16 protein-coding genes are annotated in these 18,837 nt (G+C 68.0%); 5 read left to right on the top strand and 11 right to left on the bottom strand.

The window, feature by feature from the left end:
* Positions 1–28: 28 nt before the first annotated feature.
* The 5 genes from ACFTSF_RS31830 to ACFTSF_RS31810 are packed head-to-tail and all read right to left on the bottom strand — an operon-like array spanning position 29 to position 7,055.
* Complete coding sequence (locus ACFTSF_RS31830; protein WP_380158103.1) at positions 29–2,011, bottom strand: hypothetical protein; 1,983 nt, start codon at positions 2,009–2,011, stop codon at positions 29–31.
* On the bottom strand, positions 2,008–4,848 hold the full coding sequence (locus tag ACFTSF_RS31825; RefSeq protein ID WP_380158101.1) for an ATP-binding protein: 2,841 nt from the start codon (positions 4,846–4,848) through the stop codon (positions 2,008–2,010). Before ACFTSF_RS31825 ends, ACFTSF_RS31830 begins: the two co-directional genes overlap by 4 nt.
* Entirely contained in the window at positions 4,845–5,408 is a 564-nt protein-coding gene (locus ACFTSF_RS31820; protein WP_344153767.1) for a hypothetical protein, read from the bottom strand. Before ACFTSF_RS31820 ends, ACFTSF_RS31825 begins: the two co-directional genes overlap by 4 nt.
* A complete protein-coding gene (locus ACFTSF_RS31815; protein WP_344153770.1) occupies positions 5,408–5,695 on the bottom strand; it encodes a hypothetical protein in 288 nt (95 codons plus the stop codon). The genes ACFTSF_RS31820 and ACFTSF_RS31815 overlap by 1 nt, the downstream gene beginning before the upstream one ends.
* 49 nt (positions 5,696–5,744) lie before the next feature.
* Entirely contained in the window at positions 5,745–7,055 is a 1,311-nt protein-coding gene (locus ACFTSF_RS31810) for a conjugal transfer protein (protein WP_380158099.1), read from the bottom strand.
* Between the two features lie 417 nt (positions 7,056–7,472).
* On the opposite strand from ACFTSF_RS31810, the gene ACFTSF_RS31805 reads away from it, so the two are divergent.
* Both ACFTSF_RS31805 and trxA read left to right on the top strand, forming a co-directional pair.
* A complete protein-coding gene (locus ACFTSF_RS31805; RefSeq protein WP_380158097.1) occupies positions 7,473–8,348 on the top strand; it encodes an aldo/keto reductase in 876 nt (291 codons plus the stop codon).
* A 67-nt stretch (positions 8,349–8,415) separates the two neighbouring features.
* Positions 8,416–8,805: a thioredoxin gene (gene trxA, locus ACFTSF_RS31800; RefSeq protein ID WP_344153778.1), complete on the top strand. Its 390-nt coding sequence runs from the start codon at positions 8,416–8,418 to the stop codon at positions 8,803–8,805.
* A 243-nt stretch (positions 8,806–9,048) separates the two neighbouring features.
* Here trxA and ACFTSF_RS31795 read toward each other — a convergent pair whose 3' ends face one another.
* Entirely contained in the window at positions 9,049–10,311 is a 1,263-nt protein-coding gene (locus ACFTSF_RS31795; protein ID WP_344153781.1) for an FAD-dependent oxidoreductase, read from the bottom strand.
* Positions 10,312–10,401: 90 nt separating this feature from the next.
* On the opposite strand from ACFTSF_RS31795, the gene ACFTSF_RS31790 reads away from it, so the two are divergent.
* A complete protein-coding gene (locus ACFTSF_RS31790) occupies positions 10,402–11,940 on the top strand; it encodes a helix-turn-helix domain-containing protein (RefSeq protein ID WP_380158094.1) in 1,539 nt (512 codons plus the stop codon).
* 212 nt (positions 11,941–12,152) lie between these two features.
* On the opposite strand, the gene ACFTSF_RS31785 is transcribed toward ACFTSF_RS31790, so the two are convergent.
* The 4 genes from ACFTSF_RS31785 to ACFTSF_RS31770 form a co-directional block, all read right to left on the bottom strand.
* Entirely contained in the window at positions 12,153–12,737 is a 585-nt protein-coding gene (locus ACFTSF_RS31785) for a DUF305 domain-containing protein (RefSeq protein WP_380158092.1), read from the bottom strand.
* A gap of 149 nt (positions 12,738–12,886) precedes the next feature.
* Positions 12,887–13,915: an NAD(P)/FAD-dependent oxidoreductase gene (locus ACFTSF_RS31780; RefSeq protein WP_380158090.1), complete on the bottom strand. Its 1,029-nt coding sequence runs from the start codon at positions 13,913–13,915 to the stop codon at positions 12,887–12,889.
* On the bottom strand, positions 13,912–14,421 hold the full coding sequence (locus tag ACFTSF_RS31775; RefSeq protein WP_380158088.1) for an isoprenylcysteine carboxyl methyltransferase family protein: 510 nt from the start codon (positions 14,419–14,421) through the stop codon (positions 13,912–13,914). The genes ACFTSF_RS31780 and ACFTSF_RS31775 overlap by 4 nt, the downstream gene beginning before the upstream one ends.
* Positions 14,421–15,470, bottom strand: coding sequence for a type III polyketide synthase (locus tag ACFTSF_RS31770; protein WP_380158087.1), 1,050 nt, complete (start codon positions 15,468–15,470; stop codon positions 14,421–14,423). Before ACFTSF_RS31770 ends, ACFTSF_RS31775 begins: the two co-directional genes overlap by 1 nt.
* 18 nt (positions 15,471–15,488) lie before the next feature.
* On the opposite strand from ACFTSF_RS31770, the gene ACFTSF_RS31765 reads away from it, so the two are divergent.
* Positions 15,489–16,289 carry a UbiA family prenyltransferase gene (locus ACFTSF_RS31765; protein WP_380158085.1) on the top strand — a complete coding sequence of 267 codons (801 nt, stop codon included), beginning with the start codon at positions 15,489–15,491 and terminating at the stop codon, positions 16,287–16,289.
* Positions 16,290–16,305: 16 nt separating this feature from the next.
* Here ACFTSF_RS31765 and ACFTSF_RS31760 read toward each other — a convergent pair whose 3' ends face one another.
* Complete coding sequence (locus tag ACFTSF_RS31760) at positions 16,306–17,178, bottom strand: LysR substrate-binding domain-containing protein (protein WP_132175360.1); 873 nt, start codon at positions 17,176–17,178, stop codon at positions 16,306–16,308.
* A gap of 124 nt (positions 17,179–17,302) precedes the next feature.
* Here ACFTSF_RS31760 and ACFTSF_RS31755 point away from each other — a divergent pair, with 124 nt between their 5' ends.
* Positions 17,303–18,835, top strand: coding sequence for an MFS transporter (locus ACFTSF_RS31755; RefSeq protein WP_380158083.1), 1,533 nt, complete (start codon positions 17,303–17,305; stop codon positions 18,833–18,835).
* The last annotated feature ends 2 nt before the right edge of the window (positions 18,836–18,837 follow it).

Genomic DNA, 18,837 nt, shown 5'->3' with positions numbered 1-18,837 from the left:
GTGAACGTGGTTTTCGGGCCATCCGGAATCACCTACGCGGTACGTGCAGAGTGACGCCATCCTTGGTGACAGCGGAGTACTCGCGGAATCGCCGCGGGGACGAGGACCCCGGGCCGCGCCGGGACCGTTGGGCCTTCGGAGGACCCTCTCGAAGACTCGCTGAATGACTGTGAGCTCGCGGTTCGAACCTGTTCTCGTTGGCAGGAGCCGGGCTCGGCTGGCGCGAGTGGCGCGGCTTCTGCGACTCGGCGGAAGCGCCGCGCGCTCCGGCGGAAGACGTCGCGCCACCTGTTGCGGCCACACCTGCAGCCGTCACAGTGATCGTTCGTCGCCCCTCCGCGTTCTTCTGCGCACGGGACCGCGACAAGTTTGCCGCTGACGTGCTTCGAGATGGCGTCGCGTTGGCTGCCAACTTTCCACCTGGTCCGACGCCGCCACCGGCCGACGCTGCATCCGCTCGCCGTCGACCCGAGCCCGCCGTCAACTCGTAAGGTGACCCACCTACTGCCCCAGCGCTGCCCAACGCTCCAGCCACCGGAGCCTGTCGATACACCCGAACTGAAGAAACTCGCTGTGGCCCCGCGTCATCGGACCCGAGGCGTCCACCACGGCGTTCTGTCAGGGCGGGGGCCGCACTTCTGCTGCCGAGCGAGCCAGCCAGTCGTTTGAAGGCGCCCATAGCGCCGCGCCTGGCCAGGCCACCGAGCAGAATGCTCCCGGAGCCCGGACGCATCATCGAGGTGAGATTGTCCAGCAAGCGCCGCAGTCTGAATCCTGCAATCAGGACTGCGATCGCAAGTCCTGACACCGGCAGCCACCCGAGCACACCGGTGAGGCTGAACACGGCCGTGACCAGAGTGAGCGCCGTACCGAAAACCAGCATGGCCAGGAACGACTGGATCACCAGCCCGACCAGGGCTTCGAACCAGTTGAGCCCCCATTGTCGCGGCCTGCCCGGGATGATCCACAAGCACGCGAAGAAGACACCGACCACAAGCAGAAGAAGGCAGCCCACGAAAGCCATCAAGGCGGTGAAGGCCAGCGACACGTTGAGAAAGGCGAACAGCGTGGCCGCGATCGCCGCCAGCATCACCACGGAGATCCGCCCGAAGGCGTTGTCACCCTTCACCCATTTGACGGTCGCGGCATCGTCGCCCCCTTCGGCGGGCGCAATGACAGTGTCGATGTACTTCGACCGAGCGTCGGCGTCCGTGCCGGCGTCGAGCATTCCCTTGCCATACCGTTCGCAAGCGGCCAACGAACCGAACTCCGCGATGCACCACGGCGTGACCGCGAACCCGCGCCAGGTCGAGTCGGCGGACTTCCTGAGCATCGTGTCCTTCGCCGTACCGGTGAAGCCTGGCTCCGGCCAAGGGAGCGGATTCTGCATGGTCGGACCCATTGCGTCGGCCGAGGCCGTCATGATCGTCTCCGCGCCCAATTGCCGGGCGCCGTCGACACCACGCAGCCAGGTCGCCGGCGCGAGCGCGAAGCTCACGGCAAGCACACCAGCCACGAAGACCCAGACCATTTGCCCCATCGCACTTCCGCTCGACCGCCGCTGCAGATACGCCGCAACGGCACCGAAGGCGAGCGCCGACGGCAGTAGCCAGCCGACCAGCTGCGTGCTCGAGGCCCCGATCGTTGTGGAGGTAGCGTCGGTCAGCGGCTTCACATCGGTGAACGAGAACAGCCACCAGCCGACTGAGATCGCACCTCGCGTGATGGCGATGATGTACATCATCACCAAGTGCGCGTATCCGTTGAACACCGACTCGATGGGGTCCCGAATGCTCTTCTCGAAGTCGAGCCCGTAGACCATCGGACTGTATTGCTCGAAGAGCGTCCTGGTGTCGCCGTGCGTCAGGTCCGGTGTCGGGAGAAGGTCGCCGAAACCTGTCGGATTGGTTGGCCCCTGGTTCGGGTCGGCAGCAAGCGCCAGCTGGGCGGTGACGACGAACGAGACGCACAGGACCGTGAGCGCCGTGCGGAGCCGGCGGGCCCACCTCATGCGACGTGCTCCTTGTTGCCCTTGGGCGGGTGTTGGGGCTCGGAGTCGGCGTAAGTGGGCGACATGGCTTCGTTGTAGGCGGCTTCGTCTGCTTCTTGGTCGTAGACGTCGTCGGGGCCTATGGGGGCTTCGTGGCGGGTTGGGGGGTGGTGGCCGTTGGTGGGGGCGGGGGGTGCGGGGGTGGTTTCCAGGGACGGGGTTGGGTCCGTGGGGGCGAGGGGTGGGTCTGCGGGGGGTGGGGGTTCGGGGTGGGTGGTGTGGGCTTCGGATTGGGCGGTGGCGGTGGCGGCGGGGGTTGGGAGGTCTTGGGGGTCTTCGTCGTCGGCGAAGGGGTCGGCGGGGGTGGGGGTGGCGGGGAGGACGGGGGTGGGTTGGTTGGCGTGTTCGGATTCGGGGGTGGTGCGGAGGAGGGCGGCTACGCGTTGGCTGGGGATGTCGATCTGGACGGTGGCTACTTCGTCCCAGCGGTCGCGCATGATGCAGTGGCCGTGGCGGATGGATTTGCCGTTGGCGGCGGTGTTGATGCCGCGGACGAGGGTTTGGTACGGCGCTGTTTGGGGGCGGCCCAGCAGTTCGAGGAGGGAGTCGACCTGTTCGCGGGAGCGGAGGCTGAAGGCGAAGAGGGTGGTGATCTGCTCGACCAGGCCGGGGAGTTTCAGGATTGAGGCGGGGTCCTGGGTGTCGAGGACCAGGGAGGCGCCCAGGGCTCGGCCTACTCGGGCGATGTAGTCGAGGAAGGAGGCGCCGTCGGGGGTCTTCGTCAGGAGGTGGACCTCGGGGACGATGACGACCTTGGAGCGGCCGCGGAATTCGCGGCGGCCGGTGGTGCGGACCATCCAGGCCAGGCAGCCGCGGAGGCAGGCCATGCCGACTCGTTCGATCGGGGACCAGGACTCGGGGGCCGACTCGGGGGACGGCAGGGTGAGGCCGGGCATTTGGACTACCCAGAGGCCTGGGTTGGTGGTGAGGGAGGACAGGCCTGAGGGTGGGCCGGCTACTACCGAACCGAGGCCGGTTTCGACCAGGTCGCGGAGGGCGAAGCCGACGGTGCGGATGGTTTCGGAGTCGGAGTTGCAGAGGCGCTGGATGACGCCCCACGACGAGGGGTCGGGTGACTGGATCTCGGCGCGGGTGGCGGCCATGACCGGGGCTTCGGCTGCACCACGGAGGTGTGGCGGGAGCAGGAGCATCAGCTGGGACGGTGCCTGCAGGAGGGCGTCGTCGACCGGGAGGACGCGGAGCAGGTCCGCGGCACCCGAGAACTGGGCGGTGATCTCGATGACAGCAGTCGGTACGCCGTATTCGGCGGCGACCGCGGAGACGCCGGCGGCGTCGCCCTTGAGGTCCAGCAGTGGTACCCAGGCGCCGGCGAAGGCGGAGTCGAGGCCGCCGAGCATGGCGGCGGTCGTCTTGCCTCGGCCGGAGCGGCCGAGGAAGAGGGTGGTGGTCGCGTCGCCGAGGGCCGAACCGGCCGCGGCGTCGAAACGCACGAGACCTGGTGTGGAACCGGTCAGGTAGCCGATCGCGGGACCAGTGGCGTCACCGATCGATGCGCCGCCCCAGAACCAGGAGCCGAAGAAGGCGGTCGACTCGCGGACGTGGCCGAGGTCGGGGACGCGGAGCTGGTCGCCGGGGAGCGACTCGAGCCAGAGGTCGCGCTGCTCGTCGGCGCCGGGGGCGACGGTGATGCCGCGGTCGGCGTAGTGCGCGATGACGGCGTCGACGTACGCCTCGAGGTCCTCGCGGGTGTCCGCGCTGACGAGGAGGCGGGGGTGGTCCTCGACCAGGGTGAGGCCGCTGCGGTTGATGTCGCGCTTGACCTCGCGCATCACGCGCTCGGTCTCGACGATCTCGTCCGCGGTCTCTTCCGCGGTGCCCTTCGCAGCCGAACGGCGCTGTTCCTTGGCGCTCTTGCGGGTTTCGTCGACGAGGTGCCGGGCGGTCTTCTTGGTGAGCACGCGGAAGCGGACGGAGGCCTCGACGGTCACGTCGATCTCGTCGCCGTCGTCGTCGATCGCCTTGATCTCTGACAGCGTGCGCAGCCACTCCCCCGGGCCCGGGGTCTCGAGTTCCTCGGGGAAGTCGGTCATCGCGAGGACAGTCGTGTACGCCGCGATCTGGCCGCGCGAGTCGTAGATGCGCAGGTGGTCGGTGTACGGCACGACGCGGCCGGAGGTGAGCCGGGCCAGCGAGGCGCCGGTGATCAGGCCGCGGCGGGGTGCGGCCACGGCGCCGCGGTGCATCTCGCGACTGATCAGCCAGGAGATGACCTCGGCCGGTGCGGTGTGGGCACGCCACACGGTCGAGCCGAGCTGGCGGCCGAGTTTGCGGACCCGCTCGTCCAGGTGGGCGAGTTCACGCGCGCTGACCCGCCAGGACGTCGTACCGAGGGCGTCGCTGATCGAGCCGCGGACCTGGGCGGTCGCGCGGGGGTCGCGGTCACTGAGGTGTACGCCGAGGGCGACGTACCGCTCGGGCATCCGCATCTCGTCGATCCGGTCGGCCCGGGTCTGCGCCCAGGCCTCGTGGTCGCCGAGCCGGTAGTGGCCGGTGACGGAGTCGATGTAGTCCTGGCCGGTGGAGCGGCCCCAGACCACCTTGAGGTGGCTGAGCCGGTCGCCGAGGATGGTCGCGGCAGCGCTCACCGCGGCGTCCAGGGCGGCGTCCTGCTCGGCCTCGGTGGCCAGGTCGGTGTTCGCCACCGAGATCAGGAACCATGCCTCGGCGCTGCGTTCGGTGACGAGCAGGCCGTCGGCGATGGCCACCAACCGGGGCGGCGGCAGGCCGCGTTCGCGGCCGACACCCACCAGGTTCAGGAGCTTGTCAGCGATCTTCATTCGTGCACCTTCCCTGACGAATTCCTGCGACTGACCCTCCGCACGTGGTCCGCCCCGAGGAGGCGGGCGCGCTGGTTCACGGTGATGTCCGCACCCGCGCGGACCATCGGATCCAGCTCCACCACGACCTCGCGTTCCCATTCGGGGGTCACCCGGGCCTTCGCCAGGTTGGCCACCTTCTGGGTCGCGACGCGCTCACGCCATGGCAGGTACTCCGTCTTGTCGGCGGCCCGGGCGCCGAGTCCGATGATCGGGCGATGGGCGCGCAACGCGTAGCGGACGGCCAGCGCCCACTCGGTCACGCGGCGACGGCGTTCGTGGAACTTGCCGGGGCGCCAGCCGAACGCCGTGATCACGAACGGCGGAACGACGTACAGGCTGACGGTGCCCTTCTGGGGCACCCCGACGAACGGGAACAGCAGCGCGATCCAGGCCAGGATGATCACCGCACCGAAGATGATCATCCGGCGTCGCGCGCCTTCTCCGAGGTCGATCCCGAGCAGGTCGTACTGCCGGGTCTCGATCTCGAAGTGGTGGGTCAGGGTACGGCCGACGCGCATCAATTACCCCCGGAGAGCAATCCCCAGAAGCCCTTCAGCACATTGATGGTCTGGTTGTTCGCATAGATCAGCCCACCGACCAGCACCCCCGCGGCGATGTGGCCGAACAACTCGCCCCACTCGCGCTTGAAGTAGTGCCCGATCGCGCGCAGCACCAGGATGGCGATGAAGATGTTGCCCGCGATGACCAGGACCCAGTCCTTGAAATCCGCGCCGGTCGGGACATTGGCGTTGGCCAGTGGCGCGACGAGCTGAACCACGCTCGCAGCCAGTTCATGCGTCGTCATTGCGGTGTCTCCCTTGGTGCCTCGGTCGTCCGACGGCGGGTTGCTGTGGTCATCCGACGGCAGCCACTTGCCATCGTTGTGCTCCGTCCGTGGCGACAGTACGCCGTAACGTGAGCGTGTACGTCTGGTCGAGGGTGGTGTCTCCCACCCCGTCCCAGGTGACGGCAGCGGTCGCCCGCCGCTCGTCGTCGTTACCGGTGTAGACCTGCCAGTCCTTCAGTTCGCCGAACTTCACGGCGCCGTTCAGACTGCGGATCGTCGAGCCGGGGGCGGTCACGGCCGACACCTTGTTGTCGGACTCGGCATACGCGCTGAAGAACGCTTCGGCGTCCTTGTTCGTTGCGGCCGTCAGAGCATCGTCCGGTACGCCGGCCTCGGGCATGTTCTCCGGCAATGCCGCACGACCGTCCGGTACGAACGTCGGCGGGCCACTGGCCACGACGCGGGCCGCGGTCCGGGCGACCGGGACGGACAACCGCTGCCAGACGAACTGGCCGGCAGTCATCGCTCTGCCCTTGAGGTAGTACTGCTGGACACGGACCCGTACGTCGACCTTGGCGACCACGCCACCGGGGTCGACCTTGACCTCGCCGGGGTAGGCGGTCACAGCGACCTGCTTGCCGCGTCCGTTCCACCCCGCTCGACTGTCCAGGCCGGCGGCCAGGTCGAGCCCGACCTGGGCCGGACGGGCCTCCGGGTTCTGCTCGTCCCAGGACAGGTAGGAGATCGCATACCGGGTCGCGATCGCGCGAGCTTCCTCGACGGGGTAGCTGCTCTGGCTGCCGACCACGGTGTCGGGTGTCCGGTTCGGGCTGACCCAGGACCGGATACCGCTGATCGCCGCGAGCAGCAGGACCGCGACCACCAGGCCGCGGAAGAAGCGTCGTGCCCACGTGGAGAAGGACGACTCGGGCTCGGTCGCCCACGGGGGCTGACCTGGCTCCAGCGACTCTCGGACGGGCCCAGGGGCCGCGTGGGCGCCGTGCGGCGACCGCTGCCGCAGCCGCTCCGGCGTGCGCTGACCAGAGCCGTGCCGCTGCTCACCGGGTGTCGGCTGCTGACCTGGCTGCGGATGACCTTGAACCGGCTGCCCCTGCTGACCGGGCTGCTCCGGCGGGCGGGCACCGGGACGACGAGGCGGAGCCATCACTCCGCCAGGCGGAGGAGTCTGCGGTGCCGAGTACTGCGCGGCTACGCCCTGTGCCTGGCGAGGGGTGGGTGACACCGGACCGTCGGGGTGGGCCCACCACTCCGGTGCGGTGTTCTGTTGGCGTCCCCGGGCGGCCTTCTTCGGTCGCCGCTGGTCCGACCAGTGTTCACCTTTTGGCGGCAGATTCAGCACTGTTCGCCACCAACTCATCGCTACCCGCCCCTCAGACAGCAGTTACGCGGACAGTAGCCGGGAGAATACGGCAAGCAACCGTCCACCGGGAGACCTGAGACCAGGATCCGGATGCTCCATCGCTCCCCGCAGCCATACTGTTACCCCAGTTGCGGGCAGTGTCACCCTCGAACGCCAAGCGTGACACCTTCGGTACCGTCGCCATAGCTCCTCTCTCATTCCCGCGTCGTCGATCGGGCAGCGCACACCATGCCACACCGCTCGGACAGATTCGAAAATCCGTGCGAACAACATGGTAAAAGACCACACCAACTGATCACGCATAGTAACCGATCCGCGGACTTCCCTGTGGAAAACTCTCCCGTGGCGAGGGGTCAAAACGTCCATGTCAGGGCATAGGGTCGGAGTATCCCCTGCTACCCCTGGAGGACCAGGATGGAAACTCGCCGACTCGGCCGGCTCGGCCACCGGAGTTCGGTGCTGATCTTCGGCGCCGCTTCGCTCGGCGGCGTCGACCAGGACCGTGCTGACGCATCGATCCAGGAGGCGCTCGATGCCGGGATCAACCATTTCGACGTCGCCGCCGACTACGGCGACGCGGAGCTGCGGCTCGGCCCGCGGATGCCGGAGATCCGGGACCGCATCTTCCTCGCCACCAAGACCGGACGCCGGACGTTCGAAGAGGCCTGGAGCGAGATCAATCGTTCGCTGGAACGGTTACAGACTGATCATGTCGATCTGATCCAGATGCACGCGGTCTGCGATCTGGAGAATCTCGACCTCGTCACCGGCAAGGGCGGCTCGCTCGAGGCCGCGATCCGGGCCAAGGAAGAAGGCCTGGTCTCAGCCATTGGGATCACCGGCCACACCGCGCAGGCGCCGGCCGTGCATCTGGAGGGACTACGCCGGTTCGACTTCGACAGCGTGCTCACCCCGCTGAACTACCACCTCTCGACGGACCCGCAGTACGCCGCGGACTACGCCGAGCTGGTGGCCGCCGTACAGGCGTCGGATGTGGCCCTGATGACGATCAAGATGATCGCCCGGCGGGGTTGGCGCGAGGGCGAGGAGAAGACGTACGACACGTGGTACCGGCCGTTCGACGAGCAGCGTTATGTGACGGCGGCCACTGCCTGGCTGCTGAACGGGCACCCGGAGATCGCCGGGCTGGCGACGGCGGGCGAGACGCGGCTGCTGCAGCAGATGATCATCGCCGAGCGCGAGCGGGCCGAGCTGACCCCGGAGGACGCGGCTTCCATCCTCCAAGAGGTCCAGGACTACGCTTCCCCGTTCATCGACATGCCGATCTGAGCCGAGGGAACACTCGCGGGTGGTTCGGTGTTGAAGCGCGTGTAGTCGTCTAACTTCGGAGGTCGTAGTGGCAACGGTCGAGCTGTCCCAGGAGAACTTCGACGAGGTCGTGAGTGGTGAGGGCCTCGTCCTGGTCGACTTCTGGGCGGAGTGGTGCGGTCCGTGCAAGATGTTCGGGCCGGTGTTCGAGAAGTCGTCCGAGGAGCACACCGACATCAAGTTCGGCAAGGTGGACACGGAGGCACAGGTCGAGCTGGCCCAGGCCTTCCAGATCCAGTCCATCCCGACCCTGATGGCCGTTCGCGACGGTGTCGTCCTCTACTCGCAGCCGGGCGCCCTGCCGGCGCCGGCGCTGGAGGACCTGATCAAGCAGCTGCGCGCCGTGGACATGGAAGAGGTCCGCGCCCAGATCGCAGCGCACGAGGCCGAGCACGGTACCGAGCCGCACACGCACTGACGCATTCAGCAAACGAAGCCCCGGGCAGGTGTCCGGGGCTTCGTTGGTTGATGGGAGCGGGCCCTGGGCAGGAGATCAACGGCCAGGGCCCGCTCCAGGTGCTGACCGTTGCGGTGCAGTGAACCCTGGTGGTTGCCGGGCGGGTGAGGCTGCCGTCCGGAAGCGGTTCACGCGACTGCCGCGAGAGGTGTGGTCAGTACCGGGCGGAGGGACCGATCGACGCCGGTCCCTCCTCGAAGAGGTTCAGCGCAAGGGGTCGAACGGGGCGAGCTCGGCCGGGGTGCGGCCGGTGGTGATGGTCTCGGCCAGCAGCTGGCCGGTGATCGGGCCGAGCGTGATGCCCCACATGCCGTGTCCACCGGCGGCGTACACGCGCGGCGACTTGGTGGCACCGATGATCGGCAGGCCGTCCGGAGTACACGGTCGCGGGCCGACCCACTCGAAGGTGCGGGCGTCCAGGTCGGCGTCCCGCAGCAGCGGCCGGGCCGCCTCCACGATGGCGTTGATACGGCGCGGGTCCAGCTTCGCCTCCGGCTTGCGGAACTCCATCATCCCGGCGACACGCAGCCGGTCGCCGAGCGGCGTACAGGCGACCCGCTGAGCCGGGAAGTAGACCGGTCCGGCCGGGACGTGGGCGATCGGGACGCTGAAGCTGTAACCACGACCAGCCTGTACGACGGTCTTCACGCCGAAGTCCTTGGCCAGATCGGTCAGCCAGGCGCCAGTGGCCATCACGACCGCGTCGAACGGGTCGGTCTCGCCGTCGCCGGTGACCAGGCGGACACCGCGGATCTCGTCCACGATGTCCTTCACCACGACGCCGGTGATGATCTGGCCGCCGCGGGCGACGACCGAGTCGGCCAGCAGCTGGACGTACTCACCGGGGTTGATGAAGCGCTGACCGTGCAGCCGGATGGCCGCACCGATCTCGTCGGACAGCGACGGCTCGATCTCGCGAGCGTCGTCACCGCTGATCGCCTCGAACTCGATGCCCTGACCCGCGGCGTGGATCTGCTCGATCTCCTCGAGCAGGACGCTGCGCTCGGCCTCGGTCCGGTACGCGGCCAGGAAGGACTTGGCCTCGTAGGTCTGCGCCTCGACCCCGGCCTTGGCCAGGAAGTCGAAGGCCGGCAGCGCCTGGCGGTTGATCGGGACCAGCGAGTCCATCGCGGTCTTCCAGCGTCCGGCGGTGCTGTTGCGAGCGAAGCGGGTGAGGAAATTGAGGAGCCGCGGGCTCGCGGTCGGCGGAACGTACACCGGGGAGGAGGGGCTCAGCACCGCACGGACGCCGTACTTGAGGACGGCCGGCTCCGGCAGCGGGGTGGCCAGGCCGGGCGTCAGCCAGCCGGCGTTACCCCAGGACGCGCCTGCGGCGACACCTTCACGGTCGAGCACGGTGACCTCGACGCCGGCCTCCTGGAGGAACCAGGCGGTGGCCAGACCAACCATGCCCGCGCCGACGACGGCGACGCGATCAGGAACGATGTGTGTGGAGTCAGCGACCATGTATTGATAGTGCGGCCGCTTGAGACAGCTGTCATGGTGCGATCACACCATTCACGGGACAAATGACTGTGCTCAGCGCACAATAACCTCATGATCACCGCGCCTGACCTGATCGTCGCAGTCGGTCCCGCCCTGTTCGATGTGGTGGTGACCGGCAAGGGCGACGGCGAAGTCCGGGACGTCTTCCTGGCGGATCCGCAGGAGCCCGCCACCGGTCACCCGGGCGACCTGGTCCTGGGACTCGGGCTGCGCAACGCCGAGGACGCTGTGGAGTTCGTGGAGCGCTGTGCGGCTGGAAACGCCTCTGGGGTCGTTCTCCGTACGACGCTCGCCCGGGACCCGGCCGTGGTCGCGGCAGCCGAGCGGTGGTTGCTCACGCTGGTCGCACTGCAGCCGAGCGTCGCCTGGGCGCACGTGGTCTGGCTGCTGCGCGGTGTCATCGACCGAGCGGCCGCACCGGACTCCCCCGTGGCCGGTGACGCCGGCGTACACCAGGAGCTGTTTGCACTGGCGGACGCGGCCAGGGCGATCGTGGACGCGCCAGTGACCATCGAGGACAACCAGTCACGGGTGCTGGCGTACTCCTCTGGTCAGGACTTCACCGACCCGGCACGGGTCTCGACCATCGTCGGGCGTCGGGTTCCGCCTGAGGTGATCGCACACTTCCGGGCTCGCGGGGTGTTCAGACGACTCGCACGGTCCAGTGAACCGTTTCTGGTGCCTGAGGGGCCGAATGGGATCCGCCCGCGCCTCATCGTGCCGGTGCGGGCCGGTGGCGAGTGGCTGGGGTCCATCTGGGCTGTGGTGGACGGTCCGGTCAGTGACGAGGTGATGGCTGAGCTCAGCAACGCCGCGTCTGTTCTGGCACTGCATCTGCTCCGGTTGCGGGCTCAGGCGGATGTCGCCCGGCGCAGTGCCATCGACAGGCTGCGGACGGTGCTCCGACAGTTCTCCCCGGACAATCCGCTCGATGTGCGCCTCCCACCGCGACCATGGCGGGTTGTCGCACTCTCCTCGCCTGAGGGGTACGACGTACCGCAGCAGCTCGACCTGTGGGAGTCGACCGGCCGGCGGCACGGCTGGAGTGACCCGCACCTGGCTGACTTGGACGGGACCGTACTTGCGGTCGTGACCGATACAGAGGGCCCCGGGTCGTGGCCATGGCTAGCCAAGCTGGTCGCGGACCATGCGAAGGGGTCTATCGCTGCAGCCGGCGGTCCCGCCCGCGGACCGGCCGATCTGCCAAGCTCACGGGCCGAGGCGGTCGAACTGCTCGGCCTTGTACGGCGTGGGGTCGCACCAGGCCCGGTGTTGCGCGTCGAGGAGGCGTGGCACGTGCTGACCGTGCACCGGGCGGTGTTGTCGTTGGACGTGAACAAGATGGACGGTCCGCTCGCGACACTGCTGCGGCACGACATCCAGCACGACACCGGGTTCGTCGAAACTTTGCAGGCGTGGCTGGAGTATCCGGGTCAGCCGCAGCGGGCTGCCCGGGAACTGCATCTGCACACGAACACCTTGCGGCACCGGATGAAGCGGATCGGCGAGATCGCCGCGCTCGACCTGAGTGATCCACTGGAACGACTGGCATTACAGCTGCAGATCGCCGCCGTACGAACCGAGCACTGAGTTCCCGATCCGGGCTGAGATCTATGCCACAGGGTCATGTAACAAGGCTTCATTTACCGGCAATGGTTGAGCAACATCCGGCTGACAGAGTCTTCCTTGTCGCTGATCGAGCTCTTCACCAGGGAGCTCGAGGAGTGACCGGGGTTGGACTCTTCACCAGGGAGCCCAAAACCACTGGGCCCGGCGGTTGTCTGAGCGACCGCCGGGCCTACTCAATTCTTCGCGAGTGCTGCTAGTTCTTTGAGCTGGGCGGCGCGGCTGGTCTGGATCTCGCCCGCCAGGTACTTCACGGCGGCGTCCTTGCCGTTGGTGCTGATGTCCTTGGCCAGCACGATCGACTCGGTCAGGTGCTCTTTCAGGTTCTTGGCGAAGAGCTGGTCGAAGGCGGGGCCGGACGCTTTGCCGAGGGCAACGATCTCGGGTTCGGTCATCATCCCGTTCATGTCGTGCCCCACGTGCGGGTTGCGGACCGGCATCCCGGAGCGGGTCCGGTTCAGCTTCAGCTTCTCGACCTCGTCGCGGTGCCCGCCGGCCACTGTGGTCGCGAACCTCCGGACGGCCGGGTCGGCGGCCTGCTTCTCCGCCATCCCGAGTACCTGGAGGAGCTGCTCGTCCATCGGGATCATCAGTTCGATCCAGGCCAGGTCGAGGGAGTTGAACGACGGGTCGATCTTCCACTCGGACGCCGGTGCACTGGTCGCGGTCGCGGGCGGAGCCGCAGGCGGCGGTGCGGCCGCATTGGAGGATCCGCACCCGGCGAGGACGGCTAGGAGTGCGAGGGCAGCAAGAGCTTTCATGGGACGGACTCCTCGGGGCGGAAGGAGGCGGGCGGGTGTCGAGCCGCGGTTAGGGGCAGGGTACCGAGAGTGGCGGATGAGGTACAGAGGGTGGCGGAAAGCCGACAGGGGTACGGCGGATCGCCGACAGGGCCGGTGCGTTTTGTTGCCTAGGACAACCTGTTGACGATGTGACCGTAGATGCCGGGGAGACGGGCGGCGGCGGGGACGATGTGGGGGGCGAGCAGGCGGCGGTTGCGGGCCCAGAGCAACGATGCGGTGAGGAGGCGGCACTCGCGGGAGACTCGGCGCCAGGCGGATTCGTAGTCGGCTGGACGGTCTGCGATGACGCAGTCGACTAGTTCGGCGGAGGTGCGGAGTGCTACGGCGATTCCCTCGCCGGTGAGGGCGTCGATGTAGCCGGCGGCGTCGCCGACTAGGAGGACTCGGCCGGATACTCGCTGGTGGACGCGTTGGTGGAGGGGGCCTGCGCCCATGACGGTGTTTGCCGGGGTGGCGCTGGACAGGCGGCGCTTGAGGGTGGGGAAGGCGTCTAGGTGCGAGTCGAAGGTGCCGCGGGCGGTGGTGAGGACTGCTACGCCGACCAGGTCGTCGGCTACTGGTGTCACGTAGGCCTCCCCCAGCGGAGACCAGTAGACCTCGACCAGGTCTGTCCATGGAGAGACCTGGAAGTGCTGGCGGAGTCCACGACGGGCCGGGGCGCCGCTTTGGGCGGTCCGCTCCCCCGACAACCCGAGTTGGCGGCGGATGGGTGAGTGGAGGCCGTCGGCGGCAGCCAGGTAGCGGGCGGTGTGGCCGGCGGCGGTTACCGAGGTGGTGTTCTGGGTGATGGGGCCTACCCGGGTGGGGACGATGGGGACGTTCAGTTCGGCGAAGCGGTCTAGGAGTGCCTGGTGGAGGGCGGTACGGCGGACGCCTAGGCCGGGGCCGGTGGTGAAGCGAGCGTCTACGGAGTGGTCGGCGTCGAGGTAGCGGATGCCGTGGAAGGGGCGGCCGGTGAGCTCCACACCTAGGCGGTCCAGGTAGTTGACGGCGCTGTGGGCGATGCCTTCGCCGCAGGCTTTGTCGATCGGCCCTGGGCGGGGTTCGAGGACCACTACGGACAGACCGGCCAGGGCGGCTCTGATCGCGGTGGCTGCACCGGCGGGGCCGCAGCCGGCGACCAGGAGGTCGATCACCTGACCAGGGCTGCGTTGAGCGCGGCTTCCTCGGTGCGGATGCGTACGGCGAGCAGCGGGATGTTGAGCAGGGTGAAGACGACTGCGGTGATCCAGCCGGTGTGGACGAGCGGTAGCGCGATCCCCTCGATCACCACGGCCACGTAGTTGGGGTGCTTGAGCAGCTTGTACGGTCCGCGGGCCACGAGGTGCAGACCCGGTACGACGATCACGCGGGTGTTCCACTGGTGACCGAGCACGCTGATGCACCACCAGCGCAGTGCCTGCGACAGCACGACGAGTGCGAACATCGTCCACCCCAGTGCGGGGATGAACGGGCGCTGGAACGACTCCACCAGGCACGCAACCAGCAGTCCGGTGTGCAGGACGACCATGAACGGGTAGTGCCCGCGCCCGGACTCCACACCGCCCTGGGCGAAGCTCCACTTGGCGTTGCGCAGCGAGACCACCAGCTCGGCGACGCGTTCGAGACCGACGAGCACCACTAGGACGACGTACCAATTCATCAGGGCCACTCCAGTAGTACTAGCTCGGAACAGAATCCAGGGCCCATGGCTAGCAGGAGGCCCATGCCCGAAGGATGCAGGGTGAGCGTGTCACCGAGCACGTGCAGCACTGACGAGGACGAGAGGTTTCCGACTGCGTCGAGGGACTTCCAGGTCAGGTCGAGCGCACCGGGTCTCAGCTCGAGTGTTTCGGCTACTGCTTCCAGGACCTTCGGACCGCCGGGGTGGCTGACCCAGGTGCCGATCTCTGGCACGGTCAGGCCGTGGTCGGCCAGGAAGCCCCTGACGTCACCGCCGAGGTACTTGCGCACCACCTCCGGCACATCCGCGCCCAGGACGATTCGGAAACCGCCGGAGCCGACGTCCCAGCCCATGACTCGCTCGGAGTCGGGATACAGGCGACTCCGGGTCGCCAGGACGGAGGGTCCGGTCGCTTGCGGGTGTTCGGAGCCTGTCAGCACGACTGCGGCCGCACCGTCGCCGAAGAGCGCTCCACCGACCAGGTTGGGTAGTGAGGAGTCATCGCGCTGCAGAGTGAGCGAGCAGAGCTCGACAGACAGCAGTACGGCGACCTGCTTCGGCCAGGCCAGCAGGTAGTCGTGCAACCGCGCTATCCCGGCCGCACCGCCCACGCAGCCCAGTCCGAAGAGCGGTAGTCGCTTCACGTCTTCTCGCAGCCCCAGCCGGACCGCGACTCGCGCGTCGATCGACGGGGCGGCTACTCCGGTAACTGTGGTGAACATGAGTACGTCGACGTCCGACAGCTCCAGTCCTGCGTCGGCGACCGCACCAGCGACCGCCTCGGCGCCCAGGTCGACGGCTGCTGCGATCCAGGCGTCGTTCGCGGCACCGAAGTCCTTCAGGACGCCGTACTGCTCGAGTGGTAGCGCCAGATGGCGTGAGGACACTCCTGCGTTCGCATGTAGTCGGCGCAGCAGCGCGTTCCCACGGCCGTCCGGGAGGCAGATCGCAGCGAAGGCGTCGGTGAGCTCGGCCTGCTCATAGCGGTACGGCGGCAGCGCCGGTCGGACCGCTGCGATCCGCGTCATCGTGACATCGTGGTGTCGGTGAGAGCGCTGAAGGGACTGGTACTCGCCTGCCATCTCGGACCGACTGTCGCGGTCACCGCGCTGGTGACCGCAGTGGCGTGGTCGGCCGGGCGTAGTCCTGCTGGATGTCTCCTGGTCGCAGCAATCATCCTCACCGGCCACCTCTCGATCGGCTGGAGCAATGACGCGATAGATGCCGCCCGCGACACCATTGTGAACCGGAAGGACAAGCCGGTGGTGCGCGGACTGGTGAGTCGCCGCACGCTGGCGGTCGCGGCCGGGCTCATGCTGGTTGTCACCATCCCCGTCTCACTGGCCAACGGAATCGCGGCCGGTCTGGTTCACCTGCTGTTCGTAGCCTGCGCCTGGGCCTACAACCTCGGACTGAAATCCACCGTCATCTCCTGGCTCCCGTACGCCGTCGCGTTCGGCGGACTGCCGTCGTTCGTCACCCTGGGAACCAGCCACACGTGGGCACCGTGGTGGGCCACCACAGCCACCGCTCTACTCGGGGTCGGTGCCCACCTGGCAAACGTCGTACCGGACCTGCAAGACGACCTGGCAACAGGCGTACGCGGCTGGCCCCAACGCCTCGGCACTCACGCTCGCCTACTAGCTCCCCTCCCCCTCGCAGTCGCCACTGCGCTGCTCGTGATCGCCCCGGCCGGTCCTGTCGGGCTAGTGGGCTGGGTCGCACTGGTAGTCGCTGCAGGCCTGCTCACAACAGTCGTGGCGTGGCGGGAGGCACCGTTCCTGGTGACGATTGCAATAGCTGCTGTGAGCGTGGTGGCGCTGGTACTGCGTGGCGGGGTCCTCTAAGCACCGGCGAAGGCGGCTAGGCGGCGTCTGGCTTGAGGGGGGCGTTGCTGCCGAGGATGGCGGCGGTTAATGCCTCTGCTGGTTCTTTGGCGGCTCGGGGGTTGGTGATGAGGACCAGGTCGATGGCGGGGAGCTCTGGGAGGCCGGCGCTGGGTGGGGGTTCTACTAGATCGGCGGGCATCAGGGTGCGGGCGAAGATGGCTATGCCTAGGCCGGCTCGGACTGCGGCCAGTACGCCGTTGACGCCTCGGACTATGCAGGTGATTCGGCAGGAGCGGCCCGCCTGCTCGAGGGTTTGGACGCCTAGGGAGCGGCTGAGGCTGGGGGCTTGGTAGGCGACCAGGGGGACGGGTCCGTCGGGGGCTATGCGGGTGCCGGCGATTCCGGCCCAGACGAGGGGGTCTCGGCGGACTAGGCGGCCGTTGGGTTCGTAGCCGGTGCCTACTGAGTGTTTGACGTAGGCGAGGTCCAGGTGACCGGACTCTACCCGGCGGAGCAGGTTGGGGCTTTGGGCGACTGTTAGTTCCAGGTCGATGCGGGGGTAGAGCTGGCGGAAGTCGCGGAGGATGCGCGGTAGCGGAGTGAGGGCGAGGTCGTCGGTGACGCCAAACCTCAACCGGCCGCGGAGTTCGGAGCCGGTGAAGTAGCCGGCGGCTTCCTCGTGGGCGGCCAGGATGGTGCGGGCGAAACCGGCCATGGCGTCGCCGTCGGCGGTCAGGGTGACGGTGCGGGTGTCGCGGAGGAAGAGTGGGCGGCCGACTGCGGCCTCGAGCTTGCGGACGTGCTGGCTGACCGTGGGTTGCCGGATGCCCAGCCGCTCGGCGGCCTGGGTGAAGCTCAGTGACTGGGCGACGGCGAGGAACGTCCGCAGCTGGTCCGGGTCGTACATCGATAGACCTCCTATCACGGGACGCAATAAGAGTAATAGGAGTAATTCGCTGTCGGAATTCAGGACCCATCGACCAGGATGGACATGTCCTCCCCTGACAACCCCACTCGTGTAGGGAACTCCTTTGACCACCCGGACCAGCGGTCCTGTCCGAGAAGCCGACTACCACACTCACACTTCAACAAAACAAGGCAAAACCACCAGCCGCCCCGGCTTCCGCGAAACTTTCAGTGCCTTGCAGGTGCGCAACTTCCGCCTCCTGGTCAGCGGTCTGCTGGTCAGTTCGACCGGCGGCTGGATCCAGCGCATCGCCCAGGACTGGCTGGTGCTGACGATCACCGGCAGCGCGACCGCGGTCGGCATCACCACCGCCCTGCAGTTCCTCCCCACGCTCCTGCTCGGCCTGTACGGCGGCGTCCTCGCGGACCGATTCCCGAAGCGAAGGATCCTGCTGGTCACCCAGATCTCGATGGGCGTGGCGGCCGCCGTACTGGCTGTGCTCGCGTTCACCGGCGATGTGCAGGTCTGGCAGGTCTACACGATGGCCCTGTTCCTCGGCCTGGCCACCGCGGTCGACAACCCCACCCGCCAGTCGTTCGTCACGGAGCTCGTCGGCCGCGACCGGGTGCGGAACGCGATCAGCATGGTCTCGTCGACGTTCCAGCTCGGCAGCATGATCGGTCCGGCGCTCGGCGGCGTACTGCTCGGCACGTTGGGCGCCGGCTGGGCGTTCGCGATCAACGCATGCACGTTCTTCGCATCGATCACGGCGCTCTCGATGATGCGTGAGAGCGAGATGCCGGCCCGCAAGGCCGCCAGGCAGACCGGGTTGCGGATCCGCGATGGGCTGCGCGATGGCCTGCAGTACGCGTTCCACGAACCCGCCGTCCGCTGGGCGATCGCGCTCGTCGGCATCTACGGCATGTTCGCGATCAGCCTGCCGGTGACGCTGACGGCGTTCGCGGACCGCGTCTTCCACACCGGCGCTACCGGGTACGGCGTACTGAACTCGGTGGTCGCGGTTGGGGCGCTGGCCGGTGCGTTGCTGTCGGCGCGCAGGGTTCGGCCGACTCGGCTGCGCAACCTGGTCGGGATCGCGACACTGCTCACGATCACCGAGGTGCTGGCAGCGATCCAACCCTCGCTGTGGACGTTCATCCCGGTGCTGGCCGCGATGGGGATGGCGACGCTGATGTTCCTGACCGCGTGTCAGTCGATGGTGCAGCTGACCACGCCGGACGGTCTGCGCGGCCGCGTGTCCGGGATCTACAACTTGGTGTTCATCGGCGGCGGCGCGATCGGCGGTCCGCTGGTCGGACTGATCGCGCAGAACTTCGGCGCTCGGGTCAGCCTCGCCCTGGCCGGCCTGGTCCCGGCGATCGCCACCATCGCCATCGGTCTCCGCCTTCGTCGCGACGGTCGGTTCCGGGTCGTCCTGGTGCGCACCCGCTCCCCCTGGCACCAGGTCCCGCTCCGACTCACCCTGCAGCAGAACACGATCCAGCTCTCGGCGCCCGCCCACGTTGAGCACCCACCAACGAACATCCCGCACGAGAAGTGGTCGAGCGGTGCTCAAGGTCGGAGTTCGGGGTCGACGGAGCGGTGCCCGGCCGGCGCGCGCCCGCGGCGATCACGGCTGCGCAGCACCCGCAGATAAAG

Origin of the sequence: Kribbella sp. NPDC056951 (assembly GCF_042674205.1) — a bacterium.
Lineage (GTDB): Bacteria > Actinomycetota > Actinomycetes > Propionibacteriales > Kribbellaceae > Kribbella > Kribbella yunnanensis.
This window is presented reverse-complemented; position numbering and strand designations above follow the sequence as displayed.

Excerpts from the sequence above, each read along its gene's own strand:
- ACFTSF_RS31790 (WP_380158094.1), top strand. The coding sequence starts at position 10,402 with ATGATCACCGCGCCTGACCTGATCGTCGCAGTCGGTCCCGCCCTGTTC.
- ACFTSF_RS31795 (WP_344153781.1), bottom strand. The coding sequence starts at position 10,311 with ATGGTCGCTGACTCCACACACATCGTTCCTGATCGCGTCGCCGTCGTC.
- ACFTSF_RS31805 (WP_380158097.1), top strand. The coding sequence starts at position 7,473 with ATGGAAACTCGCCGACTCGGCCGGCTCGGCCACCGGAGTTCGGTGCTG.
- ACFTSF_RS31810 (WP_380158099.1), bottom strand. The coding sequence starts at position 7,055 with ATGAGTTGGTGGCGAACAGTGCTGAATCTGCCGCCAAAAGGTGAACAC.
- ACFTSF_RS31785 (WP_380158092.1), bottom strand. The coding sequence starts at position 12,737 with ATGAAAGCTCTTGCTGCCCTCGCACTCCTAGCCGTCCTCGCCGGGTGC.
- ACFTSF_RS31825 (WP_380158101.1), bottom strand. The coding sequence starts at position 4,848 with ATGAAGATCGCTGACAAGCTCCTGAACCTGGTGGGTGTCGGCCGCGAA.
- ACFTSF_RS31820 (WP_344153767.1), bottom strand. The coding sequence starts at position 5,408 with ATGCGCGTCGGCCGTACCCTGACCCACCACTTCGAGATCGAGACCCGG.
- ACFTSF_RS31830 (WP_380158103.1), bottom strand. The coding sequence starts at position 2,011 with ATGAGGTGGGCCCGCCGGCTCCGCACGGCGCTCACGGTCCTGTGCGTC.
- ACFTSF_RS31815 (WP_344153770.1), bottom strand. The coding sequence starts at position 5,695 with ATGACGACGCATGAACTGGCTGCGAGCGTGGTTCAGCTCGTCGCGCCA.
- ACFTSF_RS31775 (WP_380158088.1), bottom strand. The coding sequence starts at position 14,421 with ATGAATTGGTACGTCGTCCTAGTGGTGCTCGTCGGTCTCGAACGCGTC.
- ACFTSF_RS31760 (WP_132175360.1), bottom strand. The coding sequence starts at position 17,178 with ATGTACGACCCGGACCAGCTGCGGACGTTCCTCGCCGTCGCCCAGTCA.
- ACFTSF_RS31770 (WP_380158087.1), bottom strand. The coding sequence starts at position 15,470 with ATGACGCGGATCGCAGCGGTCCGACCGGCGCTGCCGCCGTACCGCTAT.